We start from the raw sequence: 19,638 nt of genomic DNA on the forward strand, positions 1-19,638 counted from the left end.
AGAATTACTTTGGAGGAAAATATGGTATCTATTTCAAAAGAAAAACATTTAGACATGTTTTTAAAAATGCAACAAATCCGTGATGTGGATATGAAATTGAATAAACTTGTTCGCCGTGGATTTGTACAAGGGATGACCCACTTCTCAGTCGGAGAAGAGGCTGCTTCAGTTGGAGCGATTGCGGACTTGACAGATCAAGACATTATCTTTTCAAATCACCGTGGACATGGTCAAACCATTGCCAAAGGAATTGACATCAATGCCATGATGGCTGAACTTGCAGGTAAAGCTACTGGTTCCTCAAAAGGACGTGGTGGATCTATGCACTTGGCAAACCTTGAAAAAGGAAACTATGGTACAAACGGTATCGTTGGTGGTGGTTACGCCCTTGCAGTCGGTGCGGCCCTTAGCCAACAATATCTTGGAACAGATAATATCGTGATTGCCTTTTCGGGAGATTCAGCGACCAACGAAGGTAGCTTCCATGAGTCAATGAACTTGGCTGCTGTTTGGAATTTGCCAGTTATCTTCTTTATTATCAACAACCGTTACGGTATTTCAACAGATATTACCTATTCAACAAAAATTCCTCACCTTTACCTACGTGCAGATGCTTACGGTATGCCAGGTCACTACGTAGAAGACGGGAATGACGTCGTAGCTGTTTACGAAAAAATGCACGAAGTCATTGAGTATGTTCGTGCTGGAAATGGCCCTGCCCTTGTTGAGGTTGAGTCTTATCGTTGGTTTGGACACTCAACTGCCGATGCAGGTGTTTACCGTACCAAAGAAGAAGTGGATGCTTGGAAAGCAAAAGATCCGCTTAAAAAATACCGTGCTTACTTGACAGAAAACAAGATTGCAACTGATGAAGAATTGGATGCCATTGAGGCGCAGGTTGCAGAAGAAGTTGAAGCATCTGTAAAATTTGCTCAAGAAAGTCCAGATCCAGACATTTCGATTGCTTACGAAGATGTTTTTGTGGACTAATCCTTCAAACAAGGAAAGAAACAGCAAACGTTCCCCAGTGGAACAACTAAGATTTGATATTTTCTAGGAGAAAAACATGACTGAAACAAAAGTAATGGCCTTGCGTGAAGCGATTAACTTGGCTCAAAGTGAGGAAATGCGTAAGGATGAACGCGTATTCTTAATGGGAGAGGACGTAGGTATCTACGGTGGAGACTTCGGTACCTCTGTTGGAATGTTGGAAGAATTTGGTGAAAAACGCGTCCGCGACACACCTATCTCAGAAGCAGCGATTGCAGGTTCAGCTGTAGGAGCTGCTCAGACTGGTCTTCGTCCAATTGTTGACTTGACCTTCATGGACTTTATCACCATTGCCCTTGATGCCATTGTCAACCAAGCAGCAAAAACCAACTACATGTTTGGTGGTGGCTTGAAAACACCAGTCACTTTCCGTGTGGCTTCAGGTTCAGGAATTGGATCAGCAGCGCAACACTCTCAATCACTTGAAGCATGGTTGACTCATATCCCAGGAATCAAGGTTGTCGCACCAGGTACAGCTAACGATGCTAAGGGGCTCTTGAAATCTTCTATCCTCGATAACAACCCAGTTATCTTCTTAGAACCAAAAGCACTTTACGGTAAGAAAGAAGAAGTAAACCTTGACCCAGATTTTTACATTCCACTTGGAAAAGGGGAAATCAAACGTGAAGGAACAGATGTGACAATCGTATCATACGGCCGTATGTTGGAACGTGTGCTTCAAGCAGCTGACGAAGTAGCAGCAGAAGGAATCAGCGTAGAAGTGGTTGACCCACGTACCCTTATTCCGCTTGACAAAGAATTGATCATCAATTCTGTTAAGAAAACTGGGAAAGTCATCCTTGTCAATGATGCTTACAAAACAGGTGGTTTCATCGGTGAGATTGCTTCTATTATCACAGAAAGTGAAGCCTTCGATTACCTCGATGCACCAGTTGTGCGTATCGCTTCTGACGACGTTCCAGTTCCTTATGCTAACATTCTTGAAAATGCAGTATTGCCAAACGTTGAAAAGATTAAAGCTGCAATTTATAAACAAGTCAACAAAGGGTAAAAGCGAGAAAGACGGTTTTGGGAGAGTTCCAAACCGTCGCTCCCTTGTTTGCTAATGGACAAAGAATGGAAAAAACAGAAAGGAAGATTACATGGCAATAGAAATTATCATGCCTAAACTCGGTGTAGACATGCAAGAAGGCGAAATCATCGAGTGGAAAAAACAAGAGGGTGATGTGGTCAATGAAGGCGACGTTCTCTTGGAAATGATGTCTGATAAGACCAGCATGGAATTAGAAGCAGAAGACTCAGGTGTCCTTCTTAAAATCGTTCATGGGAACGGCGCAACCGTGCCTGTTACAGAAGTGATTGCCTATCTCGGAGCAGAAGGCGAAAGCGTAGATGTAGTGGCAAGCTCAGCTCCTGCACCAGCACAAGAAAGTGCACCTGCTGAAGTAGCCCCCGTTGCAGTAGTAGCAGTTCCTACACCAGCTGCAAAACCTCAAGGTGGAGGAAAAGTGCGTGCAACACCAGCAGCTCGTAAATTAGCGAAAGACTTAGATATTGATCTTGGTCTTGTTCCAGGAACAGGAGCAAATGGTCGTGTCCATAAGGCAGATGTCGAAGATTTCAAGGGTGCTGCTCCTAAAGCAACGCCACTTGCACGTCGTATCGCTGCTGATAAGGGTATCAATTTAGAAGATATCGTGGGAACAGGTGTCAAAGGCAAGATTCTAAAAGAAGATGTACTTGCAGCACTCGCAGCTAGCCAATCACCAGCAGTCGAAGCAGCACCAGCTAAGGCAGCAGAAAAACCAGCCAAAGAATTGCCAGAAGGCGTTGAAATCATCAAGATGAGCCCAATGCGTAAGGCAATCTCAAAAGGAATGGTCAACTCTTACCTTACTGCACCAACCTTTACGCTTAACTACGATATTGACATGACTAACCTCATGGCGCTTCGCAAGCAAGTTCTTGAGCCAATCATGAACAAGACAGGCTTGAAAGTGACCTTTACAGATTTGATTGGTCTAGCGGTTACTCGTACCTTGATGAAAGAAGAGCACCGCTACATGAATGCTTCCCTCATCAACGATGCACAAGAAATTGAGTTGCACAAGTTTGTCAACCTTGGAATTGCCGTTGGTTTGGATGACGGTTTGGTTGTACCAGTTGTACATGGTGCAGACAAGATGAGCCTTTCTGACTTTGTTGTCGCATCAAAAGATGTCATCAAAAAAGCACAATCAGGCAAGTTGAAAGGGGCAGAAATGTCTGGTTCAACTTTCTCTATTACCAACCTCGGTATGTTTGGTACCAAGACCTTTAACCCAATCATTAACCAACCAAACTCAGCAATTCTCGGTGTTGCCTCAACTGTTCAAACACCAGTTGTGATTGATGGAGAAATCAAAATCCGTCCAATTATGGCCCTCTGCTTGACTATTGACCACCGTATTATCGATGGTATGAATGGTGCCAAGTTTATGGTGGATCTTAAGAATTTACTTGAGAATCCATTGGAATTGTTGATTTGAGTACGAAATCACAGTATAGGTTATCAGTAGAAGAACTTTTAAACAAAATAAAGAAAGGATGTAGAACGAGTTCGTTGGATTTGAACACGAACTAAATGCTCGGAATTTAGATAGTCCTCCTTGGGTATAAACCATCCTACGTTGGACTCTAAAATTCGGTCGCATTTTGACGTTCTTTGTATCATAATTATGGCAGTTGAAATTATTATGCCAAAACTTGGCGTTGACATGCAAGAAGGTGAAATCATCGAGTGGAAAAAACAAGAAGGTGATGTGGTTAACGAAGGTGACGTTATCCTAGAAATGATGTCTGATAAGACTAGCATGGAATTAGAAGCAGAAGATTCAGGAATCTTGCTAAAAATTGTTCGTGGAAACGGTGAAACAGTACCTGTAACAGAAGTAATCGGCTACATCGGTGCAGAAGGCGAAGTGGTGGACGCAGGTGCAGCTCCAAAAGCAGATGTTGCTCAGGCAACTGCAGACTTGAAAGCAGCAGGACTTGAAGTGCCAGCGGCTCCAAAAGCAGCGCCCGCAGCTCCAAAAGCAGAACTTGCAGCAGACGAATACGATATGGTCGTTGTCGGTGGAGGTCCTGCAGGTTACTACGCTGCGATTCGTGGTGCTCAATTAGGTGGAAAAATCGCCATCGTTGAGAAATCAGAATTTGGTGGAACATGCTTGAACAAAGGATGTATCCCAACAAAAACCTATCTTAAAAATGCAGAAATCCTTGACGGTTTGAAGATTGCAGCTGGTCGTGGTATCAATCTTGCTTCAACCAACTATACAATCGATATGGATAAGACTGTAGATTTCAAAAACTCAGTTGTTAAAACATTGACAGGTGGGGTACAAGGACTCTTGAAAGCCAATAAGGTAACCATCTTCAACGGTCTTGGTCAAGTAAACCCTGATAAGACTGTCACAATCGGCAGCCAAACCATCAAAGGTCGTAGCATCGTCCTTGCGACAGGTTCAAAAGTATCACGCATCAACATCCCAGGTATCGATTCTAAACTTGTCTTGACCTCAGATGATATCCTTGATCTTCGTGAAATTCCAAAAACTCTTACTGTTATGGGTGGTGGAGTTGTCGGAGTGGAACTTGGACTTGTCTATGCGTCATACGGTACAGAAGTAACCGTTGTGGAAATGGCAGACCGGATCATTCCAGGTATGGACCGTGAAGTGTCTGTTGAACTTCAAAAAGTCCTTTCTAAGAAAGGCATGAAGTTCTTGACCTCTGTTGGTGTATCAGAAATTATCGAAGCCAACAACCAATTGACCATCAAGTTGAACGACGGTTCAGAAATCGTATCTGAAAAAGCTCTTCTTTCAATCGGACGTGTACCACAATTGGCTGGTTTGGAAAATCTGAACCTTGAAATGGACCGTGGACGTATCAAAGTCAATGCCTACCAAGAAACATCTATCCCAGGTATCTATGCGCCAGGTGATGTGAATGGTACTAAGATGTTGGCGCATGCCGCTTACCGTATGGGTGAAGTAGCAGCTGAAAATGCGATTAACGGAAACCATCATAAAGCGAAATTGGATTTCACACCAGCAGCCGTCTACACACATCCAGAGATTGCCATGGTTGGTTTGACAGAAGACCAAGCACGTGAGCAATATGGAAATGACATCTTGATTGGTAAATGTAGCTTTACTGGAAATGGTCGTGCCATTGCTTCGAATGAAGCGCATGGATTTGTCAAAGTCATTGCAGATAAGAAATACCATGAAATCCTTGGTGTTCACATTATTGGTCCAGTAGCCGCTGAAATGATCAATGAAGCAGCAACTATTATGGAATCAGAATTGACAGTGGACGATGTAGCAGCATCTATCCACGGGCACCCAACCTTCTCAGAAGTCATGTACGAAGCCTTCTTGGATGTCTTGGGAGTAGCCATTCACAACCCACCAAAACGCAAATAAGAAAGCAAAAAGGGGCGAAAGCCTCTTTTTCTTGCATATAGAGTAATACCAATCACTTGTCTTTTGACAGTGTTTACCCTATACTAGATATTGAGTATACTCAATAGAAATTAAAGACTGATTAGGCAACGAACCGTAGGTAGAACTAGAGTTCGGAAAGGTGAGTTAACAACGTCAGGATTTAATTTTTGAACAGTATGAAAAATGAGGAGTACATTATGAAATACATCATCAACAACAGTAACGATCCTGCCTATAACATTGCTTTAGAAGCCTATGCTTTTAAGGAGTTGACGGATGTCGATGAGATTTTTATCTTATGGATCAATGAGCCTGCGATTATCATTGGAAAACACCAAAATGCCATTCAGGAAATCAACAAGGAATACACCGACGCACACGGTATCCACGTTGTTCGTCGTTTGTCAGGTGGTGGCGCGGTTTATCATGATTTGAACAACTTGAACTACACCATTATTTCCAATAAGGCAGACGAAGGGGCCTTTGATTTCAAAACCTTCTCAAAACCAGTGATTGACACCCTTGCAACCTTAGGAGTGAAGGCTGATTTTACGGGCCGTAATGACCTTGAAATTGACGGCAAGAAGATTTGTGGGAATGCTCAAGCTTACGCTAAGGGTCGCATGATGCACCATGGTTGCCTGCTCTTTGATGTTGATATGACCGTCTTGGGAGATGCGCTTAAAGTCAGCAAGGATAAGATTGAGTCTAAAGGTGTGAAATCGGTTCGTGCGCGTGTGACCAATATTAACAACGAATTGCCAGAAAAAATGACCGTCTTGGAATTTAAAGAGGCCATTTTAGACCAGATGAAAAAAGAATACCCAGACATGGACGAATACGTCTTGTCAGAGGATGAATTAGCTCGTATCAAAGAAATCCGTGATAGCCAATTTGGCACATGGGATTGGACATTCGGTCAAACACCTGAATATACTGTTGAGCGTAGCGTCCGTTATCCTGCAGGAAAAATCACGACCTATGTCAAGGCAGAAAAATCAGTCATTGAATCAATTAAAATTTACGGTGACTTCTTTGGAATCGGAGATGTCTCAGATATCGAGAACTTGTTGGTTGGTACGCGTTACGAGTATACAGATGTACTTGAAAAACTCCAAACCATTGATACGACACACTATTTCTCACGTATGACGACAGAAGAAGTTGCAAAAGCGATTGTCGCTTAAGAGAGAATAGGAGGTTGGGAAACCAGCCTCTTTTATGACTATATAGCTCCTGCCTATGGCTGTTCATAAGGGTTTGGTATTAGTCAAATAGGGGAGTTTTTGGTATGATAGAAGAGTAATTTTACCGATAGGAGAAACTATGTCAAATAATTTACTTGTTTTGCAATCAGACTTCGGTTTGGTCGATGGAGCAGTGTCAGCCATGATTGGGGTGGCGCTACAAGAATCTCGTGATTTGGTCGTTCACAATCTGACACATGATATTACCCCTTACAATATCTTTGAAGGTTCGTATCGTCTTTTTCAAACAGTAGAATACTGGCCGGAAGGCACAACCTTCGTCTCTGTTGTTGACCCAGGTGTCGGATCAAAACGTAAGAGCGTTGTGGCGCTGACTGAGCAAAACCATTACATCGTGACCCCTGATAACGGGACTCTTTCTTTCATCAAACAACACGTTGGTATCAAGGCTGTGCGTGAGATTTCAGAAGTGGCGAATCGCCGTGCCAATACGGAACATTCCTATACCTTCCATGGTCGTGATGTATATGCCTATACAGGTGCAAAATTGGCGTCTGGTCATATTAGCTTCGAAGAAGTAGGGCCTGAGCTCAAGGTGGAAGATATTGTTGAGATTCCAACTGTACCAACAGAAGTCGGTACTGACTTTGTCAAGGGTGCGATTGACATCTTGGATGTCCGCTTTGGTTCTCTTTGGACATCGATTACCCGCGAGGAATTTTATAGTCTCACTCCAACCTTTGGAGATCGCTTTGAAGTGACCATTTATAACAATGATATGCTGGTCTACCAAAACCAAGTAACCTACGGCAAGTCCTTTGCGGATGTTCGTATCGGTCAGCCTCTGCTTTATATCAATTCCCTTTACCGTGTAGGTCTTGCCATCAATCAAGGTTCATTTGCTAAGGCATATAATGTTGGTGTCGGACAAAACTGGCATATTGAAATTAAGAAAATGAGTGTTTAGCAAGAAAAAGGAGATTCTCAATGAAAAATAATTCGATTAAAACAGTTGTGGCAACGGGTGTCGGAGCAGCCTTGTTTGTGGTGATTAGCCTGCTCGTCAATATTCCTGTTGGTTTTATCCCTAATACGTCAGTGCAACTCCAGTATGCTGTTCAGTCTCTATTAGCTGTTCTCTTTGGCCCAATCGTTGGTTTCTTAGTTGGCTTTATCGGCCATGCCTTGAAAGATTCCCTCACCTACAGTCCTTGGTGGTCATGGATTTTTGCATCAGGCGTTTTCGGCTTGATTGTTGGAACCGTGAAAAATCGCTTGCGTATCAGTGAAGGTGCCTTTACGACCAAGGATATTGTCTTGTTCAACGGAGTGCAAATCGTGGCGAACCTCCTTGTCTGGGGTGTCATCGCACCTGTTTTGGACATCTTAGTCTACCATGAGCCAGCCAATAAAGTATTTATCCAAGGAGTGGTAGCTGGTAGTCTCAATGCTGCTACTGTTGCGATTGCAGGAACGATTTTACTAGCAGTCTATGCCAAGACACAAGTGCAAAGCAACAGCTTATCAAAAGATTAGAACTTCCTTGTTCATAACCTGTTCAGTGATTCCTGAGCAGGTTTTGTTTCGTATTTTCGGTCAAATAAATTGCCTTCAATTGTAGATACAAAGTATAATAGAAGAGTTGAATGATAAAATTCAGACAATTTTTAGAAAGAAAAGAGAGAAGAAATCTTATGGCAAAAGATATTCGTGTCTTACTGTATTACAAATACGTTCCAATTGAAAATGCGCAAGAATTTGCGGCGGAACACTTAGCATTTTGTAAATCAATCGGCTTAAAAGGTCGTATCCTTGTAGCGGATGAAGGAATCAATGGAACAGTTTCGGGTGATTATGAAACGACCCAAAAATACATGGACTATGTCCACTCACTTCCTGGTATGGAAGACCTTTGGTTCAAGATTGACGAGGAAGAAGAGCAAGCCTTCAAGAAAATGTTTGTTCGCTACAAGAAAGAAATCGTGCACTTGGGCTTAGAAGACAATGATTTTGACAACGACATCAACCCGCTTGAAACAACAGGTGCCTACCTTTCACCACAAGAATTTAAGGAAGCCCTTTTGGATGAAAACACCGTCGTTCTTGATACACGTAATGACTACGAATATGACCTCGGGCACTTCCGTGGAGCCATTCGACCAGACATCCGCAACTTCCGCGAGTTGCCACAATGGGTCCGTGACAACAAGGAAAAATTCATGGACAAACGCGTGGTTGTTTACTGTACGGGTGGAGTCCGTTGTGAGAAATTCTCTGGTTGGATGGTCCGTGAAGGCTACAAAGATGTTGGTCAACTGCATGGTGGTATTGCGACTTATGGAAAAGATCCAGAAGTTCGTGGCGAACTTTGGGATGGAAAAATGTACGTCTTTGATGAGCGTATTGCTGTTGATGTCAACCACGTAGACCCTGTTGTAGTCGGAAAAGACTGGTTTGACGGAACGCCATGTGAACGCTATGTCAACTGTGGCAATCCATTCTGTAACCGCCGTATCTTGACCTCAGAAGAAAACGAGCATACATACCTCCGTGGTTGCTCGCACGAATGCCGTGTTCACCCCCGCAATCGCTATGTGGCTGAACACCAGTTGACACGTGAAGAAGTCGCAGAACGTTTAGCGGTTATCGGAGAAACGCTTGACGAACTTATCGCAAATTAAGCATGAAAAGAACTGGGCAACATGTCCAGTCTTTTCTTTTGCAAAAGCTATAACCTCCCATGTCAAAAACTATGAAAATTCAGGTTGATTTTATGGTAAAATAGTGAAAGAGGAGAATATCTATGATTTTAGAAGAATTTGATAGTAATCGCTTAGCCATTATTAATCCTGAGGATCTGATAGCTCCCTTGCCAGACTTTCCAGAGGTGGCGGTGTCCTGTTTTGCTCGAGGGACCTTTGATCGTCTGTTGAGAGCTTATCCACAGGAGTTGCTTTTTACGACAGCTATCGCAAATGTGGAAATTCCGATTTATCGGATTGTTGTGGCGGGAAGAAACATAGCCATTTTTAATGCACCCGTAGGGTCTCCTGCTTGTGTAGCGGTTTTAGAAGATTTGATTGCTTTAGGGATGAGAAAATTGGTGCTTTTTGGGACTTGCGGCGTTCTTGATGAGGATATTGCTGAGACGTCCATCATTGTGCCTCTTTCAGCCATTCGAGATGAGGGAACGAGTTACCACTATGTGAAAGCAAGTGATGAGATTCTTTTAAATACCGATATTCAGCAAGCTTTCATCCAGTTTTTAGAGGATAAGAAGATTTCTCATGTGACAGGTAAGGTCTGGACGACAGATGGAATCTATCGAGAAACCATTGATAAATTGCGCAAGCGAAAAGACAGCGGAGCGATTTGTGTCGATATGGAATGTTCTGCTGTGGCGGCTCTGGCTTGCTTTCGTGGGGTAGATATCGCTCATTTTTTCTATGCAGCAGATCATCTATCTGAGGAAGAGTGGGACATGAGAACCCTTGCAAATGATGCGGATTTAGACGAGAAAGATAAGGTTGCAGATTTGGCGGTTCAGTTTGCTTTGACCTTATAGAGGAGTTCTATTATAAAGGCTGGATGATTCCAGCTTTTTCTTTTGCAAAAGCTATAACCCCCCATATCAAAAAACTATGCAAATTCAGGTCGATTTTATGGTAAAATAGTAAGATAGAAAACGTTTCACTAGTCACTGGGGGAAAGTACTCAAGGGCTAGGGACTGCGGAAGAAATGAGATAACAGCATTTATGAAAAAAGCAATCATTGAGTTTGAAAACTTTAGTTTTAAGTACAATGCTCAGCAGGAAGCGACTTTGCGTGAGATTGACCTCACCATTTACCAAGGAGAGAAAGTCTTGATTGTGGGGCCATCTGGCTCTGGGAAGTCAACCCTAGGTCAATGCTTGAATGGAATTATTCCCAATATCTATCAAGGGACAAAGACAGGAAATCTGCGGATTGACGGAAAAGATGCCTTTGATACGTCCATCTATGAAAAATCCCTTCTTGTTAGCACGGTCTTGCAGGACACGGACGGGCAATTTATCGGGCTCAGTGTTGCAGAGGATTTGGCTTTTGCTCTTGAAAATGATGTGACAGCTCTGAAAGAGATGAAGGAGCGGATTCGGTCTTGGGCGGAACGCTTGGACTTGAGGGATTTACTAATCCAAAGACCGCAGGATTTATCAGGTGGACAAAAGCAACGGGTGAGTTTGGCAGGCGTCTTGATTGATGAAAGTCCTATTTTGCTCTTTGATGAGCCTTTGGCTAATCTTGATCCCAAGTCAGGTCAGGACACGATTGATTTGATTGATCGCTTGCACAAGGAGCAGGGAACAACGACCATTATCATCGAACATCGCTTGGAAGATGTTCTCTATCGGCAGGTGGATCGTCTGGTCTTGGTCAATGAAGGACGGATTCTTTACAATGGTGCGCCTGATGCCTTGCTTCGGTCTGAAATGCTCGTTGAAAATGGCATTCGAGAGCCTCTTTATATCACAACTCTGCGCCAGCTAGGCTATGATTTGGACAAGGAAGCAGATGTGACGAGCATTGAAAAACTAGCTTTGACAGATGTTCCAGTCGAAGCCTTGCCAGAGCTTATTGTGGAAGAAAACGCGGACAATCCCTTGGTCGAGGTCAAGCATCTACGGGTTGCCTATGGTGATAAGGAAGTGCTAAAGGACGTGAACCTCTCTATTTGTCGGGGAGAGCGCCTTGCCATTATCGGAAAGAACGGGGCAGGAAAGTCCACTCTCGCTAAGGCCTTGTGCCAGTTTGTTGCGGTTTCAGGTGATATCTTGTGGGATGGTCAGTCTGTTCTTGGAGATTCGATTAAGGAGCGGGCGGAGCGTATCGGATACGTCTTGCAGAACCCCAATCAGATGATCAGCCAGACCATGATTTTTGACGAGGTGGCTCTGGGTTTACGCTTACGAGGAGTTTCAGAAGAAGAAGTGACCCAGAGAGTTGAAGCGGTTCTTCGGACGTGTGGGCTTTATGCTTTTCGGAAATGGCCGATTTCAGCTCTCTCATTCGGACAGAAAAAGCGGGTGACCATTGCTTCTATCTTGGTCTTAAATCCAGAAATTATTTTACTAGATGAGCCGACGGCTGGTCAGGATCAACGAAATTATACTGAAATCATGGATTTTCTTGATGAATTGAACCAGCAAGGCCATACCATTATCATGATTACCCATGACATGCAGTTGATGTTGGATTATTCTGATAGGGCTATTGTTTTAGTGGATGGACAGATTGTAGCAGATAACAACCCAGCGCACATTCTGACCAATCAGGAAGTGATTCAGGCTGCGAATCTGAAAGAAACCAGCATTTTCCACTTAGCTGAAAAACTAGGAGTCGACGCCCTAGCCTTGACCCAATTTTACATGGAAAGAGAAAGGAAAGAGTAGATGAAAGGCATGAATATCATTGGCTATCGGGCTGGTCATGGTCTCGTTTATGACTTATCAGCCGTTAGCAAGCTCGTCTTTTTCCTCGTTGTATCAATCGCAGCCATGGTGACCTATGATACACGCTTGGTCTTTGCCATTGCGATACTTTCCTTATGCTTGTTTAAATGGTCGCAAATTCGGCTCAAGGATGTGTCGTTTATCTTGATTGTGACAACGATTTTTGCGGTGATGAATGCGCTTATGGTTTATCTCTTTGCACCAGAATATGGAGTGGAGCTTTACGGCGCAAAGACTGTCCTCTGGTCAGGGATTGGTGCTTATACGCTGACCAGTCAAGAGCTCTTTTATCTCTTGAACCTACTTTTGAAGTATTTTTGTACCATTCCTCTTGCAGTCATCTTTCTGATGACGACGCACCCGAGCCAATTTGCGTCAAGTTTGAATCAACTAGGTATTTCTTACAAGGTTGCCTATTCGGTCAGTTTGACCATGCGCTATATTCCCGATATTCAGGAGGAATTTTATACTATTCGGATGTCGCAAGAAGCTAGAGGGATTGAATTGTCCAAAAAAGGTAAGGTGTTGGAGAGAATCAAGGGAAATTTGGCACTTGTCATCCCACTGATTTTTAGCTCACTTTCACGGATTGATACTATTTCAACAGCTATGGAATTGCGACGCTTCGGAAAAAATAAAAAACGAACCTGGTATACCTATCAGGATCTGGGGAAAAAAGATTATCTAGTCTTAGCCCTAGCAATCAGCATCCTGCTTCTAACAGGATTCTTGTTTGTCATCAATGGTGGTCGTTTTTACAATCCTTGGGGATAATAGAACACTAGAAAGAGGCTGGGACAGACTCCCATGATTGCTTCGCAATCACCCACCAAACATGAAAACTAGCCCACAAGCCCTCATTAGGTGTATAATCCTAGTGAGGGCTTTGTGGTTGATGATTTATTGGCTTTGATTGCCGAGGGACACACTAATCCACTCTACTGACGAGAGCCACAGAAAGCCACCATTGCCATAGCACACCACTTATTAAAATTAGCCTATTATCTCCTAAAAAAACCACCAAACTTACCTCTAAGCTAGGAAAATGAAAAAGGATTGTTAGGGGCGAGCTAACAATCCAAGAACAAAAAATGCACTCTTAGGATAACATAAGGGGGGATTTTTTGCACCTTTTAAGTAGTTTTCGTATAAAAAGTCCTTGTCTCCATTTTTGTCCCACTCCCTTTTTGCTTTATAGTGGTCGTTTGTTGGGCATACCCGCTTTACGTGGGTACTTGTTTGGTGTTTCTTTCTTCTTCTCGACAATGGTCAGGGTTCGTGGGTCTCCGTTTGGAAGAAGATAGTCTACATTCTCGATGACCTTGGCAAAGAGAGCGGTTAGAGCATTTTTCGCTTGGGTTAGCTCATCTTCGGCACTTGAAGCCTTGAGGGCAATTAGTTTTCCATTTACTGTGAGAAATGGAATGGTTAACTCCGCTAAAATCTGCATGCGGGCAACTGCTCGGGCAGTTGCGATCTCAAATTGCGCTCGGAAGTTCTTGTCTTGGGCGAAATCCTCAGCTCGCCCGTGATAGAAGTGAACCTTGGTTAGGTCCAATTCTTGAGCTAAGCGATTCAAGAATTGAATCCGCTTGTTGAGTGAGTCGATAATAGTGACGTCTAGTTTTGGAAAGAGGATTTTCATGGGTAGGCTCGGAAAGCCAGCTCCTGCTCCGATATCAAGAAGACGAATCGGCTCATTTACCAGATAACCTTGCAGGATAGGAGCTAGCGAATCGTAGAAATGCTTGAGGTAAACACCTTCCTCATCCACGATAGCGGTCAAGTTAATCTTTTCATTCCATTCGACCAAGCGGGTAAAATAGAGGGCGAATTGTTCTTTTTGTAAATCTGTTAGGCTATAGCCTTGTGCTTCTAGGGCGGTGTAAAATTCTTCTGGTTTCATATCTCTATCTTATCACAAATATAAAAAAAGCAAAACTCATACTCATCCAAAATAAAAATCTGACGTCGTTCACTCACCTTGCTGAACGGTTCGTTCCACGTAAGGTTTCGTTTCCTAGTCAGATTTTGATTTTTATTGAGAAGAACTTGGCGTTGGGCTAGAAGAAGCAGGTTGGTCTTGATTAGTGCTATTTGTAGTGCTAGTTTGTGGCTCTTCTGATGGTTGACTAGTCGCAGGGTCTGTCAAACTGCTTGTTGTAGAACTTGCGTTTGAAGAGCTAGAAGTTGACGTCGTGCTACTTGTAGTCGTGTTAGTGTTTGGAGTATAGGTGTATTGAGGAACACTTCCTTCCAAGTACCAATATCCTCCGTATCGATAGATGCCATCTGGGGCTTCCCAATCACTAGCAGTGTCAATCGGATTGAGATAGGCCATCATGCTATGGTAAACATCTGTTGCAATAGGAATACCATTGTCTAAGATTGGCGTTTGTCGATTGGGATACCCTGTCCAAACAGCCATGGCATAACGTGTAGTATAGCCTACAAAGTTTTCATCAGGAACAACGAGTGTGCTGTAGTTGGCTGGTTCGTTATTAGCGAGAATCGCATCCATCTCCGCATCTGTATAATTAGAGGTACCGGTCTTACCTGCTTGAGGAAGGCCTGGAATTGCAGCGTTCAACCCATTTCCGTAAGTCAAGACACTCTTCATCATATCGGTCATCATATAAGCTGTTTCAGCTGTCATGACACGGGTGCCTTCAGGGACAAATTCTTTTGTGCTACCATCACTAAAGACAACCTTGTTGACGTATTGTGGCTTGTAATAGGTACCACCGTTGGCAAAGGCAGCGTAGGCTGCCGCCATTTTCTCACTGCTTGCCCCATACTTAGAGCTGGTATCTGTCGTATTACTTGAAATGGAGTTTGAATAGAGCAGTTCCGGATAAAAGATCCCCAGACTATTTAAAAACTTATGAGCTTTGTCTAAGCCAACGGCCTCTAATGTCTTAACGGCAGGAACATTCCGTGAATATTGAATGGCTGCTTTTAAGGTTAGCGAACCATAGTAGGTTCGATCCCAGTTATTGATTGGAGTGTTGGAACCAGGGTAATTATAAGGAGAATCCACGATGATATTAGCTGTCGAGTTATAGACACCATATTCAAGGGCAGGCGCATAATCTGTAATCGGCTTCATGGTCGATCCGAAGTCTCGGTTGGTTTCAACTGCTTGGTTGGTACCAAATGAAACATTGCTATCTTGGTTTCTGGAGCCGAGCTGGGCAACGACATGTCCATTTGAAACATCGACTACGGTAGAAGCGACTTGGAAGTTTTCATCAGGGTAGTTGACATAGTTGCCAGAGTTATAAATATCCCAGAGCTGTCTTTGAGCATCTACATCGACATTCGTATAGACATCAAGTCCTGTAGTAAGTAGATTGTAGCCAGTTTGCGCTTCGACTTCCTCGATGACTTCCTTGAGGTAGTTATCCATGTAAAGTGGGTAAGCTGAAGTATTGGTGAGAGGTTGTAAGCCGTCGTTGATATCTGTTAGAACGGCAGCTTCGTACTGCTCTTGGGAAATATATTTTTGCCCGAGCATCTGTTGCAAGACTAAGTCCCTACGGTATTTAGCCGCTTCTGGCTGGGTGTAAGGGTCGTATTGATTGGGTGCCTGAGGCATACCTGCCAAGAGTGCCAACTGTGGGAGAGTGAGCTCTTTTAACTCTTTTCCGTAGTAGGCTCTCGCCGCGGTCTTCATCCCATAATTTCCATTCGCCATAAAGACCTTGTTGACATAGTAGGTCAAAATTTCTTGCTTAGTGTTCCGACGCTCCAACTGAAGGGCCAGCCAGGCTTCTTGGATTTTTCGTTTAATGGTTTGATCCTGAGTTGATGTGGAAAAATAGGTCAACTTGATAAATTGCTGGTCCAAGGTTGACCCGCCTTGGAGGTGCCCACCTTTTAAGTTGTTGACAAATGAACCTGCAATCCGAATGACGTCGATTCCGCGATGGCTAAAGAAGCGTTGGTCCTCAATAGAGACAATCGCATTGACCAAGTCTTCAGGAATTTCAGAGGTTTTTGCATTGGAGCGTTTCTCTGAACCCAAATCGGCAATTAGCTTGCTATCCTTGTCGTAAATTTTACTGGAAACCGTCGCAGTAAGTGCCTCTTCTGTCAATTTTGGAGCAGAGCTCACATAGTAGATGACGATTGCTAGCACGACCAGAAATAGAGCGATAAAGCTAGCTAGGGCAACGTTAGCGAAAATGATCCACATTTTCTTAAGGTTTGGTTTTTTCAAGAGTATCACCACCTAATAAATTTTTTTCAACAACTTCTAAGTAAGGTAAGCTAGGATAGCCCCCCATCTCGATTTGGAATCCATGTTTACGAATATAGTCAATAGGCATGGATTTTTTGCCGTTTTCGACCCTGTAAAAATCAATCAGAGCAGCAGCAGGAAGCAGATAGGTTTCTTTCAGTGTTGAAAAGTGAAGGAGTACAAAACAAATTCCTCTTTGTTGCAGGACTTGATCCATATGTTCAATCTGATGCGAGTGAAAATTTTTCATTGGCATCGATGTTTTCTGTCGCGTTTCCTTGGCCTCAAAGTCGATATAGTGACCTTGGTAGACCCCTGAATAGTCCGTCGTAGATGCCTGACGGAAATAGGCTTCGACAATCTTAGCCCGACTTCGTCTTGGGTAATCTACTTTCACGATTTGTACAGGGGTCGGTTTCTTATGGATGACCGCATGCCCATGAGCTAGATAGTAGGTATTACTATCGTTAATAGCGGCTTCAAAGGACATGCCTCGGTTGGCAAAGTCCGTCTGCTGGCGAGAAGATTTTGAATTGGTTCTACTGATTTTTTTTCTAACCTGATGAGGATAATTGACCATAGAACTCCTTCTTGATAAAATAAAATCATTATATTATACCATAACATAGGAAAAGAGTTCAAGTAATGCACATTGACCGGATACTGATTACAGGCTATCGTCACACCGATTTGGGGATTTTTTCAGATAAGGACCCTCGCCTTGCCATCATCAAAAAAGCCATTCGAATGGATTTGATTCGCTTCTTGGAAGAGGGGGTGGAATGGTTCATCTTGACGGGGAATCTAGGTTTTGAATACTGGTGTTTGGAGGTCCTTCGAGACCTACGAAAAGAAGGGTATGAATGCCAGATAGCAACGCTCTTTTTATTTGAGAACCATGGGGAAAATTGGAATGAGGCCAACCAGATAAAATTAGCCCATTTTAAGGCTGTTGATTTTGTAAAAATGACTTATCCTCGCTATGAAAATCCCAGCCAATTTCGATTATACAATCAGTTCTTGTTAGACAATACAGATGGCGCCTATCTATTTTATAATCCTGAAAACGAAACAAACTTGAAATATCTTTATCGTCTGATGTTAAAAAAAGAAGAGTATGTTAGAAAAACGCTTACTTTTGAGCAGTTAAATGAGATAGCTGAAAATTTTGAAGAAATTGAGTGATATGACTTGATTTTTCCCTATATTTTTTCATATAATAGAGGTAATGACGTTTTAGAAGATAGAGGTGTAGCAAATGGCAAGTATTAAATTTACAACGAAAGATATTTTTGAACAAGACTTTAAAATCGGTTTTCGCGGCTATGATCAAGATGAGGTGAATGATTTTTTAGATGAAATCATGAAAGATTACGATGCTTACGATGCAATTATCAAGGAATTGAAAGGTGAGATTGCTCGTTTGAAAGCGCAAATGGCAAATGCGCCACGTGTAGCTACAGCGAGTATGGAAGATTCTGAAACATTGAGAACAGAACGGGCGTCTTCAGCAAGCAACTTTGATATTTTGCGCCGTTTGAACCGTTTAGAAAAAGAAGTATTCGGCAAGCAAATCGCTCAAGAAGACTAAGAGTAGTAAGATTGTGCAATTTTTGGATAATCGCATGGTAGCCAACTATCATGAGGAAAGTCCATGCTAGCACCGGCTGGGATGCCGGTAGTGTTTGTGCTAGGCGAACCAATAAGCCTAGGGACGCAGTAATGCGTTACGGCGATCAAAACAGCTAAGTCGAAAGATATGCTCGAGTAGGTCTGAAAAGTGCCACAGTGACGGAGTTTTTATGGAAACATAAAAAGTGGAACGCGGTAAACCCCTCAAGCTAGCAACCCAAATTTTGGTCGGGGCATGGGGAAGTCGGAAGCAGAACGAACTTTCCTGACTGCGTAAGCGGTAGACAGATGATTATCGAAAGTGGTAGTGCCTAGTACCACTGGAACAAAACATGGCTTATAGAAAATTGCATATATAGGTAGGCTAGCTTTGCTAGCTTTTATTATCGGAGAATCATGAAGAAAACATTTACATTTATTGCGACAGCAGCTGCTGGATTAGAAGCTGTAGTAGGGCGTGAAGTTCGGGAGTTGGGATACGACTGTCAGGTCGAAAATGGCCGCGTTCGTTTTGAAGGCAATATTGAGGCGATGATCAAAACCAATCTCTGGCTCAGATCAGCTGATCGAATCAAGATTGTGGTCGGAAGCTTCAAGGCTAAGACCTTTGAAGAACTATTTCAAGGTGTTTTTGCCTTAGATTGGGAGTATTACCTGCCCTTGGGCTGTAAGTTCCCGATTTCAAAAGCTAAGTGTGTCAAGTCAACTCTACACAATGAACCTAGTGTCCAAGCTATTTCTAAAAAAGCAGTGGTTAAGAAATTGCAAAAGCATTTTTCACGACCAGAAGGTGTGCCTTTGCAGGAAGTGGGAGCAGAGTTTAAAATTGAAGTATCGATTTTAAAGGATGTTGCAACGGTTTTGATTGATACAACGGGTTCGAGCCTCTTTAAACGTGGCTATCGTGCTGAAAAAGGTGGCGCACCAATTAAGGAAAATATGGCAGCAGCCCTCTTGCAGTTGTCTAACTGGTATCCTGATAAGCCCTTGGTTGATCCAACCTGTGGTTCGGGAACCTTTTGTATCGAAGCCGCCATGCTTGCCCGTAATATGGCGCCAGGCCTAGAGCGTTCTTTTTCCTTTGAAGAATGGAATTGGGTTGATGATACCCTGATCAGGCAGGAAAGACAGGCCGCTCGCCAAGCGATTCGAAGGGATGTGGAACTGGATATTTCAGGCTTTGATATTGACACGCGCATGATTGACATTGCTAAGAAAAATGCAGTTGCAGCAGGAGTGGATAAAGATATTACCTTTAAGCAAATGCGCTTGCAGGATTTTCGAACGGATAAAATCAATGGTGTTATTATCTCAAATCCGCCTTACGGAGAGCGTTTGCTCGATGACACGGCCATTATGACCCTCTATCGAGAAATGGGGCAAACATTTGCGCCTCTCAAAACCTGGTCCAAATTTATTTTGACCAGCGATGAGCAATTTGAACAACGCTACGGCAGTCAAGCAGATAAAAAACGCAAATTATACAATGGAACATTAAAAGTCGACCTTTATCAATTTTTTGGACAGCGCGTGAAGCGAGTGGTGAAAGAGCAGGAATAAA

Annotated in this window: 17 protein-coding genes and 1 other RNA gene; 15 read left to right on the top strand and 3 right to left on the bottom strand. The window is 43.1% G+C overall.

What is annotated here, in order from left to right:
* The first annotated feature begins 21 nt into the window (after nt 1-21).
* The 11 genes from CHF41_RS01950 (at nt 22) to CHF41_RS02000 (ending at nt 12,976) form a co-directional block, all read left to right on the top strand.
* Nucleotides 22-990 (top strand): thiamine pyrophosphate-dependent dehydrogenase E1 component subunit alpha, encoded by a 969-nt coding sequence (locus CHF41_RS01950; protein ID WP_075105075.1) that lies wholly within the window; start codon nt 22-24, stop codon nt 988-990.
* Between the two features lie 76 nt (nt 991-1,066).
* A complete protein-coding gene (locus tag CHF41_RS01955) occupies nt 1,067-2,062 on the top strand; it encodes an alpha-ketoacid dehydrogenase subunit beta (protein ID WP_075105076.1) in 996 nt (331 codons plus the stop codon).
* Nucleotides 2,063-2,153: 91 nt separating this feature from the next.
* The gene (locus CHF41_RS01960; RefSeq protein WP_119875790.1) at nt 2,154-3,539 is read left to right on the top strand and encodes a dihydrolipoamide acetyltransferase; all 1,386 of its coding nucleotides are present in this window, start codon (nt 2,154-2,156) and stop codon (nt 3,537-3,539) included.
* A 189-nt stretch (nt 3,540-3,728) separates the two neighbouring features.
* A complete protein-coding gene (lpdA, locus tag CHF41_RS01965) occupies nt 3,729-5,483 on the top strand; it encodes a dihydrolipoyl dehydrogenase (protein ID WP_119875791.1) in 1,755 nt (584 codons plus the stop codon).
* Nucleotides 5,484-5,701: 218 nt separating this feature from the next.
* Entirely contained in the window at nt 5,702-6,691 is a 990-nt protein-coding gene (locus CHF41_RS01970; protein WP_119875792.1) for a lipoate--protein ligase, read from the top strand.
* Between the two features lie 139 nt (nt 6,692-6,830).
* Entirely contained in the window at nt 6,831-7,679 is an 849-nt protein-coding gene (locus tag CHF41_RS01975; RefSeq protein ID WP_119875793.1) for an SAM hydrolase/SAM-dependent halogenase family protein, read from the top strand.
* A gap of 20 nt (nt 7,680-7,699) precedes the next feature.
* Nucleotides 7,700-8,248 carry an ECF-type riboflavin transporter substrate-binding protein gene (locus tag CHF41_RS01980; RefSeq protein WP_119875794.1) on the top strand — a complete coding sequence of 183 codons (549 nt, stop codon included), beginning with the start codon at nt 7,700-7,702 and terminating at the stop codon, nt 8,246-8,248.
* A 158-nt stretch (nt 8,249-8,406) separates the two neighbouring features.
* Nucleotides 8,407-9,393 (top strand): oxygen-dependent tRNA uridine(34) hydroxylase TrhO, encoded by a 987-nt coding sequence (gene trhO, locus CHF41_RS01985; RefSeq protein WP_119875795.1) that lies wholly within the window; start codon nt 8,407-8,409, stop codon nt 9,391-9,393.
* Between the two features lie 122 nt (nt 9,394-9,515).
* The gene (locus tag CHF41_RS01990) at nt 9,516-10,277 is read left to right on the top strand and encodes a nucleoside phosphorylase (RefSeq protein ID WP_119875796.1); all 762 of its coding nucleotides are present in this window, start codon (nt 9,516-9,518) and stop codon (nt 10,275-10,277) included.
* Between the two features lie 191 nt (nt 10,278-10,468).
* A complete protein-coding gene (locus tag CHF41_RS01995; RefSeq protein ID WP_119875797.1) occupies nt 10,469-12,142 on the top strand; it encodes an ABC transporter ATP-binding protein in 1,674 nt (557 codons plus the stop codon).
* Complete coding sequence (locus CHF41_RS02000; RefSeq protein ID WP_420852854.1) at nt 12,143-12,976, top strand: energy-coupling factor transporter transmembrane component T family protein; 834 nt, start codon at nt 12,143-12,145, stop codon at nt 12,974-12,976.
* A gap of 418 nt (nt 12,977-13,394) precedes the next feature.
* Here CHF41_RS02000 and rsmG read toward each other — a convergent pair whose 3' ends face one another.
* The 3 genes from rsmG to recU all read right to left on the bottom strand — a co-directional run bounded on the left by rsmG (nt 13,395) and on the right by recU (nt 17,025).
* Nucleotides 13,395-14,108 carry a 16S rRNA (guanine(527)-N(7))-methyltransferase RsmG gene (rsmG, locus tag CHF41_RS02005; protein ID WP_119875798.1) on the bottom strand — a complete coding sequence of 238 codons (714 nt, stop codon included), beginning with the start codon at nt 14,106-14,108 and terminating at the stop codon, nt 13,395-13,397.
* A gap of 132 nt (nt 14,109-14,240) precedes the next feature.
* Nucleotides 14,241-16,400 carry a penicillin-binding protein PBP1A gene (gene pbp1a / locus CHF41_RS02010; RefSeq protein WP_119877117.1) on the bottom strand — a complete coding sequence of 720 codons (2,160 nt, stop codon included), beginning with the start codon at nt 16,398-16,400 and terminating at the stop codon, nt 14,241-14,243.
* 4 nt (nt 16,401-16,404) lie between these two features.
* Nucleotides 16,405-17,025, bottom strand: coding sequence for a Holliday junction resolvase RecU (gene recU, locus CHF41_RS02015; RefSeq protein WP_119875799.1), 621 nt, complete (start codon nt 17,023-17,025; stop codon nt 16,405-16,407).
* A gap of 65 nt (nt 17,026-17,090) precedes the next feature.
* On the opposite strand from recU, the gene CHF41_RS02020 reads away from it, so the two are divergent.
* The 4 genes from CHF41_RS02020 (at nt 17,091) to CHF41_RS02035 (ending at nt 19,637) form a co-directional block, all read left to right on the top strand.
* On the top strand, nt 17,091-17,630 hold the full coding sequence (locus tag CHF41_RS02020) for an SLOG family protein (RefSeq protein WP_119875800.1): 540 nt from the start codon (nt 17,091-17,093) through the stop codon (nt 17,628-17,630).
* Between the two features lie 73 nt (nt 17,631-17,703).
* A complete protein-coding gene (gpsB, locus tag CHF41_RS02025) occupies nt 17,704-18,036 on the top strand; it encodes a cell division regulator GpsB (protein WP_119875801.1) in 333 nt (110 codons plus the stop codon).
* A gap of 18 nt (nt 18,037-18,054) precedes the next feature.
* Nucleotides 18,055-18,422, top strand: an RNA gene (rnpB, locus tag CHF41_RS02030) — RNase P RNA component class B.
* A 51-nt stretch (nt 18,423-18,473) separates the two neighbouring features.
* Complete coding sequence (locus tag CHF41_RS02035; protein ID WP_119875802.1) at nt 18,474-19,637, top strand: THUMP domain-containing class I SAM-dependent RNA methyltransferase; 1,164 nt, start codon at nt 18,474-18,476, stop codon at nt 19,635-19,637.
* The last annotated feature ends 1 nt before the right edge of the window (nt 19,638 follow it).

This window comes from Streptococcus respiraculi, assembly GCF_003595525.1.
Taxonomy (GTDB): domain Bacteria; phylum Bacillota; class Bacilli; order Lactobacillales; family Streptococcaceae; genus Streptococcus; species Streptococcus respiraculi.